Below are 19605 nucleotides of genomic sequence, written 5' to 3' on the forward strand. Positions count from 1 at the left end.
GATGTCATAATCGTGCCCTTCTGACGTTCAGTTGCACCTGCGCCGCCACCCGTCTCTCGACGCTCTCCACCACGCCAGCCACGTGCGGGGTGGCCAACAGATTCGGTGCGGTGAGAATCGACTCGGCTCCGGTCATTGGTTCGTGCCGGAACACGTCGAGTGCGGCCCCGCCGAGGTGGCCTTCCCGCAGCAGGCGATTCACGGCGTCCTCATCCACGAGATGCCCACGCGAGGCATTGATCAGAAACGCACCCAACCTCATCGAACTTAGTTCATGCGCGCCGAGGACGGGCACCTGCATCGGGCGGCGAAGGCAGACGAAGATCCAGTCGGCCCGACCGAGCGCCGGCACCAAGTTGTCGTACCCGACGCCGGCGACACCGGCGAGCTCGCCGCGGTAACTCGCGCTCACCGTCGTCACGGTGGCGCCGAGCGCCTGCAACAGGGGAACGAGCGCCCGGCCGACGGCACCCATTCCGATCACGAGGGCCACGCCGCCGCGCAGCGTCCGGCCGAGTGGTGACCCCCAAGCGCTGCCGCCCGGGAACGCGGCCTGCACGGCAGGCACGTGCCGCCCCAGCGCGATCGCTGCCATGACGCACCACTCGGCGACCGCAGCGGCGCCACCCGTGACAGCCGGGTCGGCGGCTTTGACCGGCACGCCGAGCTCGTGGGCCGCCTCGAGGTCGACCCGGTCCAGGCCGGAACCCCACTGCTGAACGAGCCGCAGCCGGCGGCCGTTGGCGAGGATCGCACGGGTCACCGGTGCCAGCAGCGGTACCAGGACGTCGGCGCTCTGCACGGCATCGGCCAGTTCCGTTACCGCGCAGCGGGTGACCACTACCTCCGGCAGCGCCTCAGCCAGCATCGCTGGGACGTGTGGGAAGCCGGCGCGCGGAACGAGGACGTGCAGGGGTGCGTCCGCGGCGGACTCAGACATCGGCGGCCAGCCGCTGCCTGATCGCCCGGGCCACGGCGTACACGTGCTCGTCGATTTGCGCCTGAGTCAGGCCCCGCAAGCTTGCCTGAACGGTGGCCACGCGGCTGAAGAAGAGCGAGCGAAAGGCCTCCAGTAGCTGGTGGGTCAGCCCATTGCCGCGAGCCCGGTCCAGCACCGCGACGATGATTCGGGCCCAGGTGTCCTCGTCCACCTCGGGCGGCTCGGCTACGGGGCCGCCGAGGAGCGCGGAATACTCCGGACTCGCGGCCTCCCGGCGGAAGCCGAGTTCACCCGCCGCCCGCATCAGCCCGAGGTCGTAAGGCTTCTCGAGGCTGCGGTCAATCTCGGGGGTGGCCGGAAAGGGCGGTAGCTCGGCGTCAGCCTGCGCCCATTTGGCGAGCAGGGTGAACAGGGTGTCGTTCGAGGTATGGAACTTGACCGGGAACTCGTCCTCGATCTGTTCGGGCGTGTCGCTGCGCCACGAGTGGAACTTGCCGCCGGGGAGCCTCACCTGGTGGAGATCCTGGCCCGCCAGCCCGGAGAGGACGAGGAACGGATCGATGCCGAAGCCCTGCGCACCTGGCAACCACTGGTCCCGCAGGATCCGCCGCATGTAGGCCAGGCTGAATGCGTAGTCTCCGCCGATCGGCTGCCGGACCGGCTCCCCGGTAACCGCGAGCACTAGGGGTGCGACGAGCTGGTTGGTCTGGTTGGCGTCGTACCAAGTACGACCGTAGAGCGGCACAGCGATACCGGCGCCGTCGTCGAGAACCGCACTCAGGAAAATATCGATCCATTCCGGAGCGATGAACTCAAGATCTGCATCGATGGTGATTGCAGCATCCGCCGAGCAGGCCGCAGCGTACTCGAACAACAGGCGCAGGTTTGCGCCCTTGCCCCGGATACCGGGTGCGGTCTGCAGTCCGACCTTCGGCAACTGCGTGTCGGTCGCCAGAAACGTTTCCCGAGTTCCGTCGGGCGACCGGTTGTCGAGGTTGACGAGCGTGAACTCGGCCGACCGGCCGCAGGCCGCCGCGGCACGGTCGAGGCTTCGGGTGACGGCCGCGATTGTTTCCGCTTCGCGGTATGTCGGCAGGCCGAGTAGTACGCGGGGAACGCGCCGACTCATCCGCTATAACCGTCCTTTCGGGTCTTGGCCAAGGCGTGAAACGGCGGGTCGGTCCAGTCGGACTCCACCGTGGGTGCGCACCGTTGCAGCCGCTCACGATTTGCGGCCAGATACCCGCTCAGGGTCGGGCGATCGTCGGCCTGCGGCCCGTCCAGAGTCAGCGGCTCGCCCGCAAGCTCACGATCACCGACGACTGCGAACAGCGGCTGCCAGGCGCTGCGGAGGGCGGCGAGACGATGGCCGAGGGACCTGTTCAGGTGCGCGTCCACCGTCACGCGCAGGCCGGACGTGCGCAGCGTGGCCGCCAACTCGTCGGCTCCGCTCCGATGGTGCTCCCGCACCGGAACCAGAACCAGCTGATGACGCGCCAACTCCGGTGGAAGTGCCCGCGGGCCCACCCCGGCCAGCCCCCGGCCGAGCGTGATCGGCAGCAACTTCGGAACGCCAGCCGCCAGCGTCGAGTGGATCACCGCCATCGGGCCGTCATCGTCGAGCCGGATGTCGAATCGACCGGGGTTTGTGTCGTCCAACTGGAAGTTGAACAACATCACGGTGCCGAAGCCCGCGTCGACGTACAGCCCGCCCTTGATTGCGTAATAGCGCGACCGCGCGGCGAGGTGCCGTACGATGGTCACCCCCGGCACCGACTTCGACAGGGCTTCGTAGGTCTCGGCGCAATCGAACTCGGTCCCCGTCACGGCGTCCACGATCTGGCAATAGTCGTCGCCGAACCAGAACTCCATCGCCTTGGCGGCATGACCGACGATGTCCCGGAAGACCTCGGCTGCCCGGTCAGCCGGGCAAAGAGTATGCACGTCGGACACGTGGTACTGCCGGGCCCGATCCAGGCTCAGCTCGCCGCTCTGGAATCGCCGGAAGATGGGCTGCGGGCTGATTATTGTGTACGGGAGTCGCGACGGATCCGCCCGGGTGTGCCTCAGCCACGCGAACAGGTTGGGATCCGCCGCATAGCTGAGCCGCAACGAAGGGTCCCGCTCGTCGAACCGGAACATCCGGCCCTGCTGCTCGTACGCCGAGACCAGCGCCCCCATCTCGGCATCGTCGGTCGCGAACACCAGCGGGAAGTCGACCCGGTTGGCACGCAGCCGGGCCATATGGCCCCGGTTGAACTGAGCCACACTCTCGTCTATCAGACTTCCCGGCGGCAAGGTCGTCACGAACCCCTTTGGCGTCCCGCGCCGGCTGATGAAGCCCAACTGCTCGGCCAGTTCGGTGACCTCGTTGTGGGTGCAGGAACCCATCGCCGTCCCAGCGAGGCGGGCCGTCCCGGAGTTCCCGGCAGAGAACCGCGCCAGGAACTCCGGGAGGCCCGCCTCGTCACCCGTCCATCGAGTCTGGCCGGACGAGTCGAGGACCTGCACCCAGGCGACCTCGGCCATCTCAGCGCGGCGCCAGGTCATAGAAGTTGAACCGCGGCCCCGCGCCTGGCCGCGTCCACACCCGCCGGCAGTACAGATCCGACTTCTCGAACAGCTCCAGCCACAACTCACGCTTCCGCGGGAACCCCTGGGCCGTGAAAATGTGCACCAGGTAGAGGTCGCAGTCGTTCTCGAGCTGGTCGTAGCGCAGTTCTGGCTCACCCAGGACGAAGCTCTTCACAGCGCCAGCGCGCATCTGCCCGGCGAGGTTGTTCAGGATGGTGAGCACCGCGTCCTCACCGTCCCGGAAGTGTTCGTGCAGCACGCCGACCCCGAAGATGGCGTCGGCATCGCGGGTCTCGGCCGGCCAGGTCTCTGGCCGGAACGCATCCGCCACCACGAACTTGAGGCGATCTGCCAGTCCGGCGTCCCGCGCCAGGCCCTCGGCGATCCCGATCGAGGGCGCGTCGATGTCCAGGCCTACCCCCAGGAGCGTGGGATCGGCCTTGCAGGCGTCGAGCAAGAACTGCCCGGCGCCGCAGCCCAGGTCCAGCACCTTGCGTACATCGAGCGACGTGAGCACCTCGAGCACGATCGGATCATGGTAGATGCTGAACAGATCAGCGCAGGATCGACCGAGGGCCGCACCGTTGCGGGCGACGTCCCGACCATATACCTTCTCGCCCTTGACAAGGCCGGTGAGTTGGGAGACGACCGGGCCGTAGGCCTCGATGTAGAACTCCAGCTGGGCCAGCGCGGTAGGAGCGGCCATGTCCAGGCCCTGGTCGGTCAGCCTTACCGTGTCGCCGCTGATCCGGACGACCTCCATGACGTCCAGGTACCGGAGCAGGTTGCCGGCCAGGTGTTCGTCGAGGCCGGCGGTGAGCTCGGCGAGCGGCCGCTGTCCGCCGTCGACGAGCTTGCCGAGCATGCCCGCCCTGCGCGCCGCCACCAGCGCGTACGAGAGGTTGAAAGAACTGATGAGCCCGTCAACCCCGGAACGGTGATACCCAGCCCAGGCCTGCCGGGGCTCGGTGTTGAACTTTTCGATGAGCTCGTTGACCACGGTCATACTCTCCTTGACGCAGGGTGGGGACGATGGAGGCGGCGGCTCACGTCGAGCCCTTGCGCTCGCCGGCCAGCAGCTGCTCGAGTCCTTCGATGAACGAGACAAACTTCTCGGCACCGTCCTCCTGGCTCTGCCTGGCGGAATCAACGAGACCAGGGCAGCGGTCAATGAAGATCGGTGCCTGTACGCCCGCGAGGGACACGTCCCGGCAGGTGACCTTCACCCAGGTGGATTGGTACATGTTGGCGCCGGAGAGATCGGACCCGGTCAGGTCCGACTGACTGAAACGGCTGTAGGCGGCGTTGGCCTCGCGCAGATTCGCACCGGCAAGATCGGCGGCGAAATACGCCTGCACCAGAATCGCGCCGCTCAGGTCGGCCCCCGCCAGGCACATCCCGCGCGGCGGATCGCCGGTCAGCATTGCCCGGTAGAGGTTGGCGCCAGACAAGCGTGCCTGCTTGAGGTCGGTGTCGCGCATGGTCATGCAGCGGCCGGTGAACTTCGTCAGGTCTGCCTCGCGGAGGCTCGACTCGACGACATGCAGGGTCTCGCCCTGGGCATTCGAGAGGTTTGCCTTCGCCAACGAGCTGGACAGGATGCTGGCGGCGTGCAGGATCGCACCTCCGAGGTCGGCGCCCGGCAACGCGGAGTCAACAAACCGCGCCTGGCTCAGGTCGGCGCCACTGAGGTCGAGTTGAGTGAGCGATACCTGTGACACGTCGGCGCGCGGAGCGTGCAGGCCGCTCGCCGCCCAGTTGTTCGCCCGCACGCCGCTGATCCGCACGCCGGGTAGGGAAGCGCTGGTCAGGGTGAGATTGTCGGCGTCGGTGAGCCGCTGCAGAACGGCGCCCTCGCCGGTGACGCCGGCCAGGTCAGCACCGGTCATCGAACACTTGGTGATGGTCAGCTGGCTGACCTGAGCGCGGCCGAACACGGCGTCGCGCAGCAGGCACTCGTTGATCTCCGCTCCCTGCAACGCCGTGCCGCTCAGGTCGGCACCGGTCAGATCGCACTGGTAGAAGGCTGCGCCGGCCAGGTGCGCCCCGGACAGGTTGACGTCGCGCATCGAGCAGCCGTGGAACAGCGAACCGGTCGCGTCGCGCAGCTGCGACAGGTCAGCGCCGTCGAACTTCGACGTCTGGGCGGCGAGCGCGTGCACGTACGCACCTCGCAGGCGCGCCCTGCTCAGATCCGTTCGTTCCAGCCCCGGGCAGATCATCGTGCATCGCTCGAGGTTGGCCCCGACCAGCTTGGCACCGTGCAGCACGGCCCGGCTCAGCACGGCCCCCTCCAGATCGACTCCGGTCAGGTCCAGATTGCTCAGGTCGGCTTCGGCAAGTTGCAGCCCGCGTCCGGTCTCCGCGAGGAGCCGCTTGGTCAGACTCGACACCTCCTCAAGCGCGGCGGCTCGATCGACGTGCTGCGCGATGCTTCGGAGCATCTCAACATGCTGCGAATTTGCCATGTGCATTCCCTTCGCTTGAAACGATCGGCCGGCGGGGCTACCGGCCGACCCCAGCCCAGTAATCCGACTGGATTTTCGTACGCTGTGCCGGACCGGCGGCACGGTAAAAGTCGGTCCAATACCCTTGCTGCGGCACGATGAATCGCTCCGTCGATTTGACTTTCTGCGCAGCCAGCCACATCAGTCGATGACCCTGCCGACCGGGATTCCGTACCCGTCGGCCACGATGATCGGTATAGACGAGGTCGTGAACTTCCATACCGTTCAACCGAAGGGCATCGACAATTCCCTGCGGGTTGAAGACATGGAGACCGTGTGCGAAGTATCCGTTGACCGGAACATGCAGGAAATACCACCCGCCGATGTCGAGCATCCGCAGAGAGTTCTCCAAGCACTGGCGAGTGTCGAATACGTGCTCGAGTGAGCCGATGTCGATCAGCGATTCGAACCGGCCGTGATACTCGTCCGGAACCGGCCCATTCATGTCAAACCGCAGCTCAGCACGCTCATCGAAGAGGTCCAGGCTGACGACCTCGGTGACGCCCCGGGAGGTCAGGAACTCCACCAGAGTCGGCGCTCGGAAATCGGCCGAAAGCCGACCAGGGCGACCTGAAATCAATAGTCGGCGGAGTGCGCTCAAGAGTGCGCCACTAGTCGCATAAGCGGGCAGCCGAATGTCATGCAATCCAAACAGGAGGACAGATTTGGGCATTGCATCGGGCAACCCGAACAGATCATCCCATAGCCTAGCGTGTCGAATCCGGGCGATCGCCAATGAGTCCCACCTCACTTTCGAGAGCGAATGTTGCACAGACACAAGGCTAATCCGCTCGCAGCCCTGCAGCAGCGATCAAGCTTATGTCCATCACTTGCGCCTGTCGATGCGACGCTAAACCGGGATGATCATACATGCCCGATCTGATCGGTGATGAGAGCAGCGAGTGCCTCAATCGCCAGCTGCTCCTCCTGCAAAAAGAAGTGCCCTCCGGAGAACTGCCGAACCGCAACCTGCCGCTGCGCGGCGACGCTCCATCCTGCCGCCTCGCCGGCTCCCGCGCCCTGGTCGGCGGCGCCGAACCAGTAGTGGTAGCCGATGCCGGCCGGAGGGCCGGTGTCGGGCGGCTCATAGGTGTCCGCGAGGCGCAGATCGTCGATGAGTAGACCGACCAGGTAGTCACGCAGGTCCAGGTCGGCGGCGAGCGACGGTGGCAACTGCCCGTCCCGACACAGCCGATCCAGCAGCTGCGAGGGACTTCGGTTGGCCGGCCGGGCCGCAGTCATCCGGCCAGGCGCCGGACATGCGCAGGCCAGCACCGCACGTAGGAAGGGCCCCCGCAGCGACGCTGCGACGTTATGCGCGAAGAGCGCACCGAGGCTTGTCCCGACCAGGATCGTCGGTCGATCGACGAGCACCGCGATCTCGTCTAGGACCTGCGCTAGCGCGGCCGCGAAGGACTGTGGTCGGCGCTCGTCGGCCCGCCCGCCGCGACCGGGCAACTCGACCAAGACCGGTTCGCATCCGGAGGGCAGATCACGGGCGACCCTCAGGTACGACATGGCGGAACCCGCAGCGTGGTGGAATGCCAGCAGACGGACGGTCGCCGACGGCCGTTCGAGAATGACGTGTCCACGGTGGATCCGGTATCCCTTGGGCAGGTCAGTCACCGACCACCGCCACCGGAAGCCGAGTGATGCCCAGAATGAAGTTCGAACGCAGGTACCGGACGTCCCCGGCCGGCTCGAAGTGCCAGCGCCGGTCGAGCATCTGCCGAAACAAGACGGTGAGCTCCGAGTGGGCCAGCGCCGCGCCGATGCACCGGTGGATCGCCGAGCCGTAGGACAGATGGCGGTTCGGCGAGCGGTCGAGTCGGAATCGGTACGGGTCGGCGAACTGCCGCTCGTCGAAGTTCGCCGAGACGTTCCAGAGGGTCACCGCCTCCCCGGCGCGAATCGTTCGGCCGTGCAGTTCCATATCGGTCACCGCACGGCGTTGAACGTAAGCGTTGGTTGAGCTCCACCGCAGCATCTCGTTGAGGCCAGAGTCCAAGAGGTCCGGATCGGCGGTCAGCCGCTGCCGCTGCTCCGGCTCCCGCATCAGTTCCAACAAACCAGCGCAAGCGGTGTATGAGGAGGTCTCGTTGCCACCGACCGCGAAGTTCAGGCAGTTGTAGAGGATATCGTCGAAGCTCAGCGGTTGACCGTTGATCTCACTTCGGCGGAGCACGCTGATCAAGTCGTCGCCGTCGGCGTCAGACCGGTCGAGCAGCAGGTCCGCGAAGAACTCAAGGATGTCGGCCTGAATCCCGGCCAACCGGAGCGGCTCGTCGACGGTCATGTCGACCAGCAGCGGGTCCCGGTATCCGATCATCCGGCGGGTCATACCGATCAGCCAGTGGGCGTCGGCATATGACATGCCCATCAGGATCATCAGAGCGCCGGCGGGCAGCTCAGTGGCAATATCCGTCGAGAAGTCCGCGCCGCCCTCGGATTCCGCGCGGAACAACGCCCCCGCCACCAGTACCGAGATCTGTTCCGCCGCCTGAGCAATCATCTTCGGGGTGAAGACCCGATGCATCACCTGGCGCAACATCCGGTGTCGCGGTGGGTCGGACGACACCGGCATGCGCCCCGATGACGTGTCGGACTCGTTGCGGAAAGAACCGCCGAGCATAGCGCCGCCGCTTGAGCTGAGGGTTTGATGATCACGATAGGCGGCGGTGATGTCCTCGTAGCACGTGAGTATCCAGAAGCCCCCGCCACCGGGCGTCGCGTGCCAGTGCACCGGGTCGTTGTCCCGCAGCCAGCCAAGCTGCTCGTGGAAGCGCCGGGCGGTAAAGACGTCCAGGTCAGTAAGGTCGATCTGGTCGATGGTCACGACGGCGTCCCGGCCAGGCGGTCACCGATCAGTGCGGCGAGGTTGCTCAGCCTGGTCGTGGCGAGCACATCGAGCGCTTGGAGGTCGACGCCGAGGTCCCTCGAAACGCGCCGGCGCAGGCTCAGCGCCAGCAGGGAGTTGCCGCCGAGGGCGAAGAAGTCGTCGTCGATGCCGACACCCTCAACCGCCAGGAGTTCCTCCCACAGGCCGGCGACATAGTGCTCGGTCTCCGTGCGGGGGGCTACCCGGTTGCTCGTCCGGCGCCACTGCTCGTTGGCCAACTCCCGGAGCCGCCCTCGATCCCGCTTGCCGTTGCCATCCGCCGGTAGCTCTGACACCTGCCGGAAGCTGCTCGGCAACAGATGGTCCGGCAGAAGAGCCGCGGCGAATTTCCGCAGCGCACTAGGGTTCAGCTTGCCGTAGGCGACAACGAGCGCCACCAGATGGCGGCTGTCCGCGGTGCCACACGCCACCACGGCTGCGTCACGGATCTGGGGATGCTGGCACAACACCCCTTCGACCTCGCCGGGCTCGACCCGGTAGCCTCGGATCTTGACCTGGTCGTCAGCGCGGCCCAGGAACTCAAGTACACCGTCGCTGCGTCGGCGGACGAGATCCCCGGTGTTGTATCGGGGGCGACCGTCTGCAGCGACCGGGTCCAGCGGGAACCGGTCCCCGTCGAGGTATCCCCACGCCACGCCGGGGCCACCCACGTGCAGCAATCCGACCTCGCCGTCAGCGACCTCGACGCCCTGCGGGTTCAGGACGGCCGCGGAACAGCCGGGCAGCGGTCGGCCGATCGGCACGGTGACGTCGCCGGCCGTCACCTCGGTCACCGGGTAGGCCGTACAGGCGGTCGTCGCCTCGGTCGGTCCATACAGGTTGTAGAACGTCCCGGTGAAATCGCTGCTCAGCAGTTCACGGGCGATCGAGGGCTGCAGCACGTCGCCGCCGGTCAGCAGGATACGTAGGCCGGCGAGCGCTTCCCGGTCGGCCCGGACGATGTGGTTGACCGCCATCGTCGGTAGCAGCATCGCGGTGATCCGGTGGCGCTTCAGCTCGCGGTTTACATCCGACTGCACCAGGCTTGCCACGCTGGGCAGGATCACGATCTCCGCGCCGGCGGCGAGGGTGCACCAGATCTCGTAGTGCGACGCGTCGAACGAGATGCTCGAGGCGTGTCCTACCCGGTCGGCAGGTGTGAGTGGTGGCAACCCCGGGTTGGTGGCGAAGTGGATCAGATTCTGGTGGGTGAGGACGACCGGCTTCGGCCGGCCAGCGGATCCCGAGGTGAACATCACACATGCGGGAGGCTCCGGCCACGACGCTGGTTCGGCCGTTCTGATCTGCTGGACCCGAAGCTCGGCACCGCCGGTGACAAGGGCCACGGAGCGGCTCAGCTCCGTCATCTCGTCGCGTCGGGCCTGCGGAAAGCTCCACTCGATCGGGACGTACGCAGCGCCCGCCTTGAGGATGCCGAGCAGTACGGCAACGATCGCGGGGCCTCGCTCCAGGTGGAAAGCCACGCGATCGCCGTCATGCACGCCGTGGCCGGCCAGCATTCCGGCGATGTCGTCCGACCATCTGTCGAGTTCGGTGTACGTCCAAGTCCCGTCGGGTCCGGTGACGGCCGGCCCGGCACCGTGTCGGGCAACTGACGCCGCGAACAGTGCGCAGAGGTCAGCACGCTGCCCGTCGATTCCGGGCGGCATCGAGTGACGCACCACTAACTCCCCCGTTGTGTATCGATTGGTGGTGTCGTGGCCATGCGCTTCGCGGCGCCGGCTAGCCAGGCACCGGTCCGGCGTGGACCGTACACTAGTCATGTTGTGGGCCGGAAGACCTCGATCACTAGCACGGTGGCCTCGGTTCGTTATGGAGATGGCCGGCGATGCCACCGCCGGATCGGCGACGGTGAGCTGGCGTTCTACCGCTGCCGGTCGCCCCAACCGATCCCGCTCCGCACCCTGCCCGAAGCGCCGGAACCGCTGGCCGATCGAGACCTGCTTCCACACCGGCAAGACCATCGGGCTGAACGATCCACAGGTCCGCCGCTGGCACGCCGCCGAGCAGGTCGGGGTACTGCTGGCCGGCCCTCGACCGCAAGGACGATCAGCGCTGCTTCGGCAACCTCGCCGGCGTCCGCCAGTGGGTCGAGTCGGTCACCCAGACGCCAAAAGACCAGATCAACCCGAAAGGACACACGGACGCACCCGACAAGGGTGTTCGTCTGCGTCGCACAGCGGCTCCTCGCGATGGCCGAAGCGATTCGGCGCATCTGGCCGATCATCGCACCCGTCAGGCGGACCGTGATCGCTACGACCGATGATCAACTCGCAAGCGCTCGTCTGATGTGAACAGTGATACGTTGTCGGCTGGTGAGCTGCCGATGGCGGGCCGCCAGCGGTGCTATCGAGGTGAGAGAGCGGATCCGTGATCGACAGTAAGCCCCACGTTGTCTATATAGGACTGCGCCTCCAGCACCTCGAGCGGCTCGACTTTGCCCGGTACACCTTCACACTGATCCTCGACCGGCATCAGGCAGCGCACCTACCACCGCACGTTCGCGCGCTGTTCGCCGCGGTTGGCGTCATCGATGCGGCCGACGGCCTGGACTTCGACGGGTACGAGCGGGCGGCGCCGAGCATGATCTCCATGGTCGAGCAGTGGTCCCGGCAGTGGGACGATCCGGTGGCGGTGATCGGGATCCACGAACACACGACGCTTCCAGCCGCGATGCTACGAGACCGGTTCAAAGTGCCCGGCGTGAACACACACACCGCCGAACTCTTCCGCGACAAGGTGCTGATGAAGGCGGCACTGGCCGGATCCGGCCTACGGATTCCCCGCTTCCTTCCGGTCGATTCCGATCTGGATGTCGAGCGGTTGCAGGAGTTTCTCGGGCAGTTCACCGGCCCAGTGGTGCTGAAACCGCGTCGGCAGGCCGGCAGCTTTGGCGTGCGGATCTTCCAGGATGCCGACGAGTTGCTGGCTTACGCCAGTGTCAACGCATTCGAGGACGGGTACGAGGTCGAGGAGTTCATCGACGGCACCGTGTGTCACTTCGACGGTGTGGTCCGCGACGGTGAGGTGCGCTTCCTCAGCCCTTCGCAATACGCGTGGAATGCCTTGGACTACCGCAACGAGGGTGCCGCCGTCGCCACCCTCACGTTCAACGACGACGCCCAGGTTGCCGCGGCGGGGGCCTTCGTTGAGCGTGTCCTGAAGAGCCTCGGACTCTACGACAGCACCTTCCATATCGAAGCGTTCCTGCTGTCCACCGGGGAGTTCGTCTTCCTCGAGGCGGCTAGCCGCTACGGTGGCGCCTGGGTCGTGCCGCACATAAGCAAGGTCTATGGCGTCGATCTCACCTGGGAGTCCGTCCTCGCCTGCCTCAACGAGCCCTCGACTCTGCGCGAGCCCCGGCAGATCACCGACACTCCCCACGTGGGTGCCTCCGGCTGGCTCATCGCGCCCTTGCCCGCGACCCGCCGATGCGAAGTACGCCGCATCCACGGCCTCGACGCCCTGCCCGAGTCGGTCATCGCCGCTGACGTGCCCAACATCGGCGATGTTCTCAATGAGCACGCCGCCGCGTATGGCGGGTCGGGCAAGTTCATCTTCGCCGCGGCCACGGCGGACGAGATCCGCCGTGACATGCAGCTCGTCATCGATCGGTTCCGGGTCGACGTATCGGAACTGGTCTGACGGCGCCCGGCACCGCGACGCGTACGTAGCCTGGCACCTGGTGCAGGTGCCAGGCTACGCGTCCGGGGCTCGGCTCACTCGCGCGGCAGCGCCGCAGAGCTCACAGGTCCGTCGCCACCAGGGTCAGCTCGGGCGTGCGGTCCCGCAGGTCGGCGCCGAGGCGTTCGGCGAATTCATCCAGGCGAATTGAGGCGATCTTTTTGCCGCCTCGCAGGCGCAGGCTGACCGTCTGCTCTTCCTGTTCGCGGGCACCGACGACCGCGACCATCGGGACCTTCTCCTGCTGTGCCAGCCGCACGCGGTTGCCCAGCGTCTCGTTGCGGGCGTCGACCTCGACGCGCGCCCCAGCTTCGCGCAACCGCCCGGCCACCTTCTCGCCATACTCGACGAACTGGTCGGAGATTGGCAGGACGTTCACGTGCACCGGCGCGATCCAGAGCGGGAAGTTACCCGCGGTGTGCTCGATGTAGATGCCGAGGAAGCGCTCGAGCGAGCCGTAGACGACCCGATGGATGACCACCGGAGTCTGCCGTTCGCCGTGCTCATCGATATAGACACAGCCGAACCGGCGGGGCAGTTGAAAGTCAAGCTGGATGGTACCGGTCTGCCACTGTCGGCTGAGTGCGTCCTCCATCAGGATGTCGATCTTCGGGCCGTAGAAAGCACCGCCGCCCTCCTCGGTCTCGAAGTCACCCCCGGTCCGCTCATGCAGGATCGACAGCAGCGTCGCTTCGGCCTCGTCCCAGGTCGCCCGTTCTCCGATGAATTTGTCGGGGCGGGTACCAATGCGCAGTCGGTAGGTCAGGCCGAAGATCTTGTAGAAGCGGTCACAGATGTCGAAGATCCGTTCGTACTCCTCGCGAATCTGGGCCGGCGTCACGAAGACATGGGCATCGTCCTGCTGGAACTTCTGCACCCGCAGCAGGCCATGCAACGCGCCCGACCGCTCATCGCGGTGCAGCGGGTCAGAGTCGCTGAACCGGAGCGGGAAGTCCCGGTAGCTCCGAGTTTTGAGGTTGTAGACGACCATCGCGTTCGGGCAGTTCATCGGCTTGAGCGCCATGGTGGAGTGCTCATCGCCACCGGCAATCACGAACATATCGTCGCGGAAGTGATCCCAGTGCCCGGACGTCACCCAAAGCTTCTTGTTGTTGATCAGCGGGGTGGCGATCTCCTGGTAGCCACGCGCCTCGTGCTCATCCCTCCAGAACTGCAGGAGATTGTTGAGCACACGCATTCCCTTGGGCAACCAATATGGCATACCCGGGGCCGTCGGATCGAAGTGGAACAGCTCGAGCTCGCGGCCGATGCGGCGGTGATCACGCAGCTCAGCTTGTTCGAGTCTCCACAGGTAGTCGTCAAGGTCCTTCTGCTTTGCCCAGGCAGTGCCATAAACGCGCTGCAGCATCGGGCGGTCCTCCTGCCCACGCCAGTAGGCACCGGCCACCCGCATGAGCTTGAAGGCGCCGATTAGCCGCGTCAGCGGAAGATGCGGCCCTCGGCAGAGGTCGGACCAGACAACTTTGCCGCTCTTGGCGTCGACGTTGTCGTAAATGCTGAGTTCGCCCTCACCGACCTCCATCACCTCGGAGGCGTCAACCGCGCCCTTAAGATCGATGAGCTCGAGCTTGTACGGCTCTTCCGCCAGCTCGGTGCGCGCGACATCGAGTGACGGAAATACTCGTCGGCGGAAACTCTGGCCGGAACGAACTATCTCCTTCATCCGGGCCTCGATACGCTCGAGATCCTCGGGGGTGAATGGCTTCGCCACACCGAAGTCGTAGTAGAAGCCGTTGTCAATGGGGGGCCCGATACCGAGCTTCGCCTCAGGAAACAGATCCTGAACCGCCTGGGCGAGGACATGCGCCGTGGAGTGCCGCAGCACCCGAAGGCCGTCGGGACTCGACAGAGGGATCAGGTCGACCTCAGTGTCGGTGGCCGGCACCCAATCGAGGTCGTGCAGCTCGCCGTTCAGATCGCGGACCACCACGATCGCCTCGGGCCCGCCCCGGGGCAGTGCCGCCGTCGCCACCGCATCGGCGCCTGGCGACCCGGCCGGAATGGTGACGCGCACCAGGGCTGGTCCTGCTGCTTTCTCTTGAGTCGGCACCATCGTTCCCTTGCAGTCGGCGTCTGGACAGAGGCAAGTCTAGCCGGAGCCTCCGGCCGCCGTCGGCCGGCGTGCTCTGGTCAAGCTGCCCGTTTGCCGAAGATCGCGGTTCCTACTCGGACGTGCGTGGCACCACACTCGATGGCTGCGGGGAAATCTTGGCTCATGCCCATCGAGAGGCACTTGAGACCGTTTCTTGCGGCTATCTCCGCGAGCATCGTGAAGTGCCTTTCGGGCGGCTCACCGGACGGCGGAATACAGGTCAGACCGGCTACATCGAGCTCGTATTCTGAGCGACAGGCAGCAATCAGGGAATCGACTTCAGCGATTGAAGCCCCAGCCTTTTGCGGCTCGGCGCCGATATTGACCTGAATAAAACATTCGGGCCGACGCCCCTGCTTCTGGGACTCCTTTGCCAGTGCAGCAGCCAGCGCCACACGATCGACCGAGTGGATCGTATCGAAGAAGCGAACGGCATCCCGGGCCTTGTTCGTCTGCAGGGGCCCGATGAGATGCAGTCGAATCTGCCGATGGCGATCGAGCAAAGCCGGCCACTTCGCCATAGCCTCCTGCACCCGGTTTTCCCCGAAGACTGTCTGCCCGGCGGCGACGGCCTCCTCGATGACCTCGGCGGGGATGGTCTTGGAGGCGGCGATCAGGGTGACCGAGTCACCCGTGCGACCAGCCCGAGCAACGGCCGCGGCGACCTGTTGCTGTACTGCCGCCAGAGTTGGTCGTACCGTCGTCATCCCTCAACCTCGTCCAGCCTGGAGCCTGCTATGTATATCGACCGACTATATCTTGACGTCGAGGGACCCTCCCTCGTAGCCCATGGGACGGGCTGGCGCGAGCGGCCGACTGTCGTGCTACTGCACGGTGGGCCGGGCGCCGACCACACCGTCTTCAAGCCGCGGATGTCCGCCCTCTCGCGCTGGGCCCAAGTGATCTATCTAGACCAGCGCGGCGGTGGTCGCAGCGCGCGTGGCACAGCCATTGACTGGAACCTGCAATCCTGGGCCAACGACCTTGCCACGGTGTGCCGGACGCTCGGAATCGAGCGCCCGATCCTACTCGGTCAGTCGTTCGGCACGCTCGTCGCCATGCGCTACGCCGTCGATCGTCCGGGGCAGGTTGGAGGTCTCATCCTGGCGTCCCCTTACGCGACGGGCGACTTTTCGTCATCGTACCCGCTGTTCGCGAAGCTCGGTGGCGACGCCGCCGGCCGCGCCGCCCGACGGTTCTGGACCAAACCCGGCGCCGCCACCCTGGCCGAATACCGCCGCCGCTGTGCTCCGTTGTACCCAGGCCGCCCGGCGCCAGCCCGTCCCGCCCTGAAAGGGATGAACGACGATGTTCTGCTGCATTACGCGCGGACGGAGCATCCGGAACTGGACCTGCGCGGCGAGCTACACCGGGTCGACTGCCCCACATTGGTCCTCGCCGGGCGTCGCGATCCGCTAACGCCCCCGTCGCACGCGCACGCGATCGCCACGGCGATGCGTCCTTCGATCGCGGCCGTGCACGTGATACCCGAGGCAGGCCACCACGTCTTCGCCGAGGCGCCGCGGACCAGCCTCCGTCTTGTCCGCGACTTCCTGGAAGATAGGGCGCAGGTATGCGCACACCGGTCGACTGGCCCGGCAGGTATCCGCGCTGCGCATCAACCGTGACGGGACCACCCGGCCGGAGTGACCCCCACCGTTGCCCTCCTGCCCCCGGTATGACTGCGGCATCGGTGTCGCCCTGGTCGGCGGCTTCCTGGCCGGGAGTGTCATCCGGGATCCCGGGCGGCGATGTGCACGGTGGCTTCGTAGCGCACGGCGAGTTCGTCGAATCGGGTGACCACGGTGCGGTGGCGTTTGAGCCGGTTGATGCCGCAAACCACGGCATGCGTTCTGCGGGCAAGCCAATCCCTCGGGGGTCATGTGGGAGTGCTGGATGACGAGGACCCGACCGGCGCTGCGCGCCTAAAGGACTGGGTCGATGGTCTGCGGGAGCTTCCGCCGGGCACGCCGCCTGCCTTCGAGTACCAGCGGATGATCCATCCCGGGATGACGCCCGCGGACGGACACGGTCTGCTCGCGGCCGAGGGACAGGGCTTGCTCCATGTTCCATGGGAACACATCCAAGCGCAACGGCGTCCCCAACGACGGCTCGTCGGGGACGGGACCTGGTCCCGGGCATCGCGTCGTGGCCGGCCCGGGCACGACTCCGCGTTCCTGGTGCTGGCCGGGACCCCGGGGTTCGCGTTCCGCACCGGTGAGATCTGGGCCTGCCACCTGGCGTGGAGCGGCAACCAGGAGCAGCTCGTCGAACGGCTACCCGAGGGTGCGGGCGTGCACTCGGCGGTGATCGGTGCCGGCGAACTGCTCGACCTCGTCGAGGTCCGGCTCGCCCCGGGCGAGCGGTACGACAGCCCCGAAGTGCTCTTCGCCTGGAGTGACCAGGGCATCGACGGCGTCACCGACCGGTTCCACCGCAGCGTCCGCGGTCGGCCCGAGCACCCCTCGGCCCCCCGGCCGCTGGTGCTCAACACGTGGGAGGCGGTGTACTTCGACCACGACCTGGACCGCCTCACGGAGCTCGCCAAGCGGGCCGCGGACGTCGGGGTGGAGCGGTTCGTCCTGGACGACGGCTGGTTCCGCGGGCGGCGGGGCGACACGGCTGGCTTGGGTGACTGGTTCGTCGACGAGACGGTCTGGCCCGGAGGGCTGCGCGAGCTCAGCGACCGGGTGCACGCGCTGGGAATGCAGTTCGGGCTCTGGTTCGAACCGGAGATGGTCAACCCGAACTCCGACCTTGCCCGCGCGCACCCGCAGTGGCTCCTGGGCGAACTGCCGGACCTGGGCTGGCGGCACCAGTTCGCGTTGGACCTGTCGCAGCCGGAGGTGGTCGCGTACCTCCTCGACCGTATCGACCGCATCGTCACCGACTGCCGGGTCGACTTCATCAAGTGGGACCACAACCGCGACCTGCACGCCTCGCTCCACAGCAGAACGGGCGCGTCCGGGGTGCACGAGCACACGCTCGCGCTGTACCGGCTGCTCGACGGGTTGGCCGCCCGGCATCCGGCGCTGGAGGTCGAGAGCTGTGCCAGCGGCGGAGCCCGCGCCGACCTCGGGATCCTGGCGCACACCCAGCGGGTCTGGGCGTCGGACACCAACGATCCCGTGGAACGCCACATGATCCAGCGGTGGACGGCCACCCTGCTGCCGCCGGAGCTTGTCGGCAGCCACGTCGGCCCCGCCGAGGCGCACACCACGCACCGGACAGCGGCGCTGCCGTTCCGGCTGGTCACCGCGCTCTTCGGCCACGCCGGCATCGAGTGGGACCTGCTCTCCTGCGACCCGCACGAGCTGGAGGCCCTGGCTCGGTGGGCGCGGCTCTACCGCGAGCTTCGCCCGCTGCTGCACGGCGGGCGAACGGTACGCGCCGACGACGTGGACGAGGGCGCGCTACTGCACGGCGTCGTCGACCCCGACCGCAAGCACGCGGTGTACGCGTGGGTGCGCACCGCCACGAGCGCCACCGCACACACCCCACGGGTGGCGCTGCCCGGCCTTGATCCGCGCCGGCGCTACCGGGTGCGGATCCGCCCGGAGACCGGACCGGCCAGCCGACACCAGGTCGCCGACCCCGCCTGGCTCAGCGGGGCCGAGCAGGGTGTCGTCCTGTCCGGCCGGGTGCTCACCCGTGACGGGGTGCCGCTCCCCTTGCTCAACCCGGGCCAGGCGATGCTGCTGGAACTGACCGCCGCCGACGACTGAGGGACGCGGCCGGCCCGGTCCGCGCGAGGCGGACCGGGCCGGGCAGCCGCCTAGTGCCAGACGATGATCCGGTCGACGTCGGGGCTGTAGCCGCCGGCCGCGTCGAGGGTGATGGTGTTGGTCCCGGCCGTCAGCGGCCGGCTCAGCGTCCTGGGTGCTGACGTCGATCCGGTCCGCGGTGACCGGGCACGAGACCGTGCACGGGCTGCCGCCGCGAACTGCTCGACGACGAGTAAGGATGACTCGGCTCCCGACTCGCGGCAGCGCCAGGCCTGCACCCACAACGTTCCATGCAGGGAGTGACCCGTCAACGGATCTTGTCCGGGTCGAGGATCATGTCGATGGCGACGATGCGTTCGTCGTGGACGGTGAAGCCGACGACGGCGACGGGCCGGCCACGCCGGTCGCGGGCGACAACCCCGGCGGCTCCGTTGACCAACGCGGGAGCGCAGAGGCGCGCGAACCGTGGCCCGGCGTCGGCCGCACGGGTGGCCACGGTGTGGGCACCGGTGAGCAGGGCCGGTGCGAGCCGTGCTCGGCGTCCGTGGTCGGAGCGGAAGACCACGTCGGGGTCCAGCAGGGTCAACAGGGCGTCGAAGTCGCCGGTGCGGGCGGCGGCCAGAAACGCGTCGACGACACGGCGCTGGGCGGGCAGGCCGGCCCGGGGCTGCGGAGCGCTCTCGCGCAGTCGCCGCCGGGCTCGGCTGGCGAGCTGCCTGGTGGCCGCAGGTGTACGCCCGACGACGGCGGCCACCTGCTCGAACGGCATGCCGAACATGTCGTGCAGCACGACCGCGAGCCGTTCGGCGGGCTCGAGGCTGTCCAGCACCACGAGTAACGCGATGCCTACCGCGTCGGTGTGCAGGCTGGCTTCCTCCGGATCCCCGTACTCACTGACCAGCGGCTCCCAGGTTGCGCTCAACTGCTCGCGGCGCGCTTGGCGGGCCCGCAGCATGTCGATGCACACCCGCCCGACGAGCGTGGTCAGCCACGCCGCGGGGTTGGTGATCGCGGTCGGGTCGGCGCGCGTCGTGCGCAACCACGCCTCCTGCAACGCGTCGTCGACCTCGGCCTGCGAGCCCAGCAGTCGATAGGCAACGGCCCGCAGATGCGGGCGGTGCTGCGCCAACTGCTCGGCGAACCACTGCTGGTCGTCCATGTCC

General features: G+C 67.1%; 15 protein-coding genes. 3 read left to right on the forward strand and 12 right to left on the reverse strand.

Going from position 1 to position 19605, the window contains the following annotated elements:
* Positions 1 to 4: 4 nt before the first annotated feature.
* From ACLQ3B_RS07330 to ACLQ3B_RS07370, 9 genes are all read right to left on the reverse strand, one after another.
* Positions 5 to 940: an NAD(P)-dependent oxidoreductase gene (locus tag ACLQ3B_RS07330; protein WP_425778529.1), complete on the reverse strand. Its 936-nt coding sequence runs from the start codon at positions 938 to 940 to the stop codon at positions 5 to 7.
* Positions 933 to 2069 (reverse strand): glycosyltransferase, encoded by a 1137-nt coding sequence (locus tag ACLQ3B_RS07335; protein ID WP_425778531.1) that lies wholly within the window; start codon positions 2067 to 2069, stop codon positions 933 to 935. Before ACLQ3B_RS07335 ends, ACLQ3B_RS07330 begins: the two co-directional genes overlap by 8 nt.
* Positions 2066 to 3490, reverse strand: a complete 1425-nt coding sequence (locus tag ACLQ3B_RS07340) for a His/Gly/Thr/Pro-type tRNA ligase C-terminal domain-containing protein (RefSeq protein WP_425778533.1) — start codon at positions 3488 to 3490, stop codon at positions 2066 to 2068. Before ACLQ3B_RS07340 ends, ACLQ3B_RS07335 begins: the two co-directional genes overlap by 4 nt.
* On the reverse strand, positions 3471 to 4514 hold the full coding sequence (locus ACLQ3B_RS07345) for an SAM-dependent methyltransferase (protein ID WP_425778535.1): 1044 nt from the start codon (positions 4512 to 4514) through the stop codon (positions 3471 to 3473). The genes ACLQ3B_RS07340 and ACLQ3B_RS07345 overlap by 20 nt, the downstream gene beginning before the upstream one ends.
* Before the next feature lie 46 nt (positions 4515 to 4560).
* Positions 4561 to 5958, reverse strand: a complete 1398-nt coding sequence (locus ACLQ3B_RS07350; RefSeq protein WP_425778537.1) for a pentapeptide repeat-containing protein — start codon at positions 5956 to 5958, stop codon at positions 4561 to 4563.
* Between the two features lie 61 nt (positions 5959 to 6019).
* Positions 6020 to 6547, reverse strand: a complete 528-nt coding sequence (locus tag ACLQ3B_RS07355; RefSeq protein WP_425778539.1) for a hypothetical protein — start codon at positions 6545 to 6547, stop codon at positions 6020 to 6022.
* Positions 6548 to 6885: 338 nt separating this feature from the next.
* Positions 6886 to 7647: a thioesterase II family protein gene (locus ACLQ3B_RS07360; protein ID WP_425778541.1), complete on the reverse strand. Its 762-nt coding sequence runs from the start codon at positions 7645 to 7647 to the stop codon at positions 6886 to 6888.
* The gene (locus ACLQ3B_RS07365; protein ID WP_425778543.1) at positions 7640 to 8857 is read right to left on the reverse strand and encodes a cytochrome P450; all 1218 of its coding nucleotides are present in this window, start codon (positions 8855 to 8857) and stop codon (positions 7640 to 7642) included. The genes ACLQ3B_RS07360 and ACLQ3B_RS07365 overlap by 8 nt, the downstream gene beginning before the upstream one ends.
* The gene (locus ACLQ3B_RS07370) at positions 8854 to 10581 is read right to left on the reverse strand and encodes a non-ribosomal peptide synthetase (RefSeq protein ID WP_425778545.1); all 1728 of its coding nucleotides are present in this window, start codon (positions 10579 to 10581) and stop codon (positions 8854 to 8856) included. The genes ACLQ3B_RS07365 and ACLQ3B_RS07370 overlap by 4 nt, the downstream gene beginning before the upstream one ends.
* A 709-nt stretch (positions 10582 to 11290) precedes the next feature.
* Here ACLQ3B_RS07370 and ACLQ3B_RS07375 point away from each other — a divergent pair.
* Positions 11291 to 12565, forward strand: coding sequence for an ATP-grasp domain-containing protein (locus ACLQ3B_RS07375; protein ID WP_425778547.1), 1275 nt, complete (start codon positions 11291 to 11293; stop codon positions 12563 to 12565).
* 100 nt (positions 12566 to 12665) lie between these two features.
* Here the strand turns inward: ACLQ3B_RS07375 and thrS are convergent, their stop codons facing one another.
* Both thrS and ACLQ3B_RS07385 read right to left on the reverse strand, forming a co-directional pair.
* A complete protein-coding gene (gene thrS / locus ACLQ3B_RS07380; protein WP_425778549.1) occupies positions 12666 to 14639 on the reverse strand; it encodes a threonine--tRNA ligase in 1974 nt (657 codons plus the stop codon).
* 116 nt (positions 14640 to 14755) lie between these two features.
* Positions 14756 to 15424: a YggS family pyridoxal phosphate-dependent enzyme gene (locus tag ACLQ3B_RS07385; RefSeq protein ID WP_425778551.1), complete on the reverse strand. Its 669-nt coding sequence runs from the start codon at positions 15422 to 15424 to the stop codon at positions 14756 to 14758.
* A 30-nt stretch (positions 15425 to 15454) separates the two neighbouring features.
* Here ACLQ3B_RS07385 and ACLQ3B_RS07390 point away from each other — a divergent pair, with 30 nt between their 5' ends.
* Together ACLQ3B_RS07390 and ACLQ3B_RS07395 are read left to right on the forward strand one after the other, a co-directional pair.
* Positions 15455 to 16345, forward strand: a complete 891-nt coding sequence (locus ACLQ3B_RS07390) for an alpha/beta fold hydrolase (RefSeq protein ID WP_425778553.1) — start codon at positions 15455 to 15457, stop codon at positions 16343 to 16345.
* A 261-nt stretch (positions 16346 to 16606) separates the two neighbouring features.
* A complete protein-coding gene (locus ACLQ3B_RS07395) occupies positions 16607 to 18442 on the forward strand; it encodes an alpha-galactosidase (RefSeq protein ID WP_425778555.1) in 1836 nt (611 codons plus the stop codon).
* Between the two features lie 307 nt (positions 18443 to 18749).
* Here the strand turns inward: ACLQ3B_RS07395 and ACLQ3B_RS07400 are convergent, their stop codons facing one another.
* The gene (locus ACLQ3B_RS07400; RefSeq protein WP_425778557.1) at positions 18750 to 19601 is read right to left on the reverse strand and encodes a sigma-70 family RNA polymerase sigma factor; all 852 of its coding nucleotides are present in this window, start codon (positions 19599 to 19601) and stop codon (positions 18750 to 18752) included.
* Positions 19602 to 19605: the final 4 nt, after the last annotated feature.

This window comes from Micromonospora sp. DT53, from assembly GCF_049841535.1.
In the GTDB taxonomy this organism is placed as follows: Bacteria; Actinomycetota; Actinomycetes; order Mycobacteriales; family Micromonosporaceae; genus Micromonospora.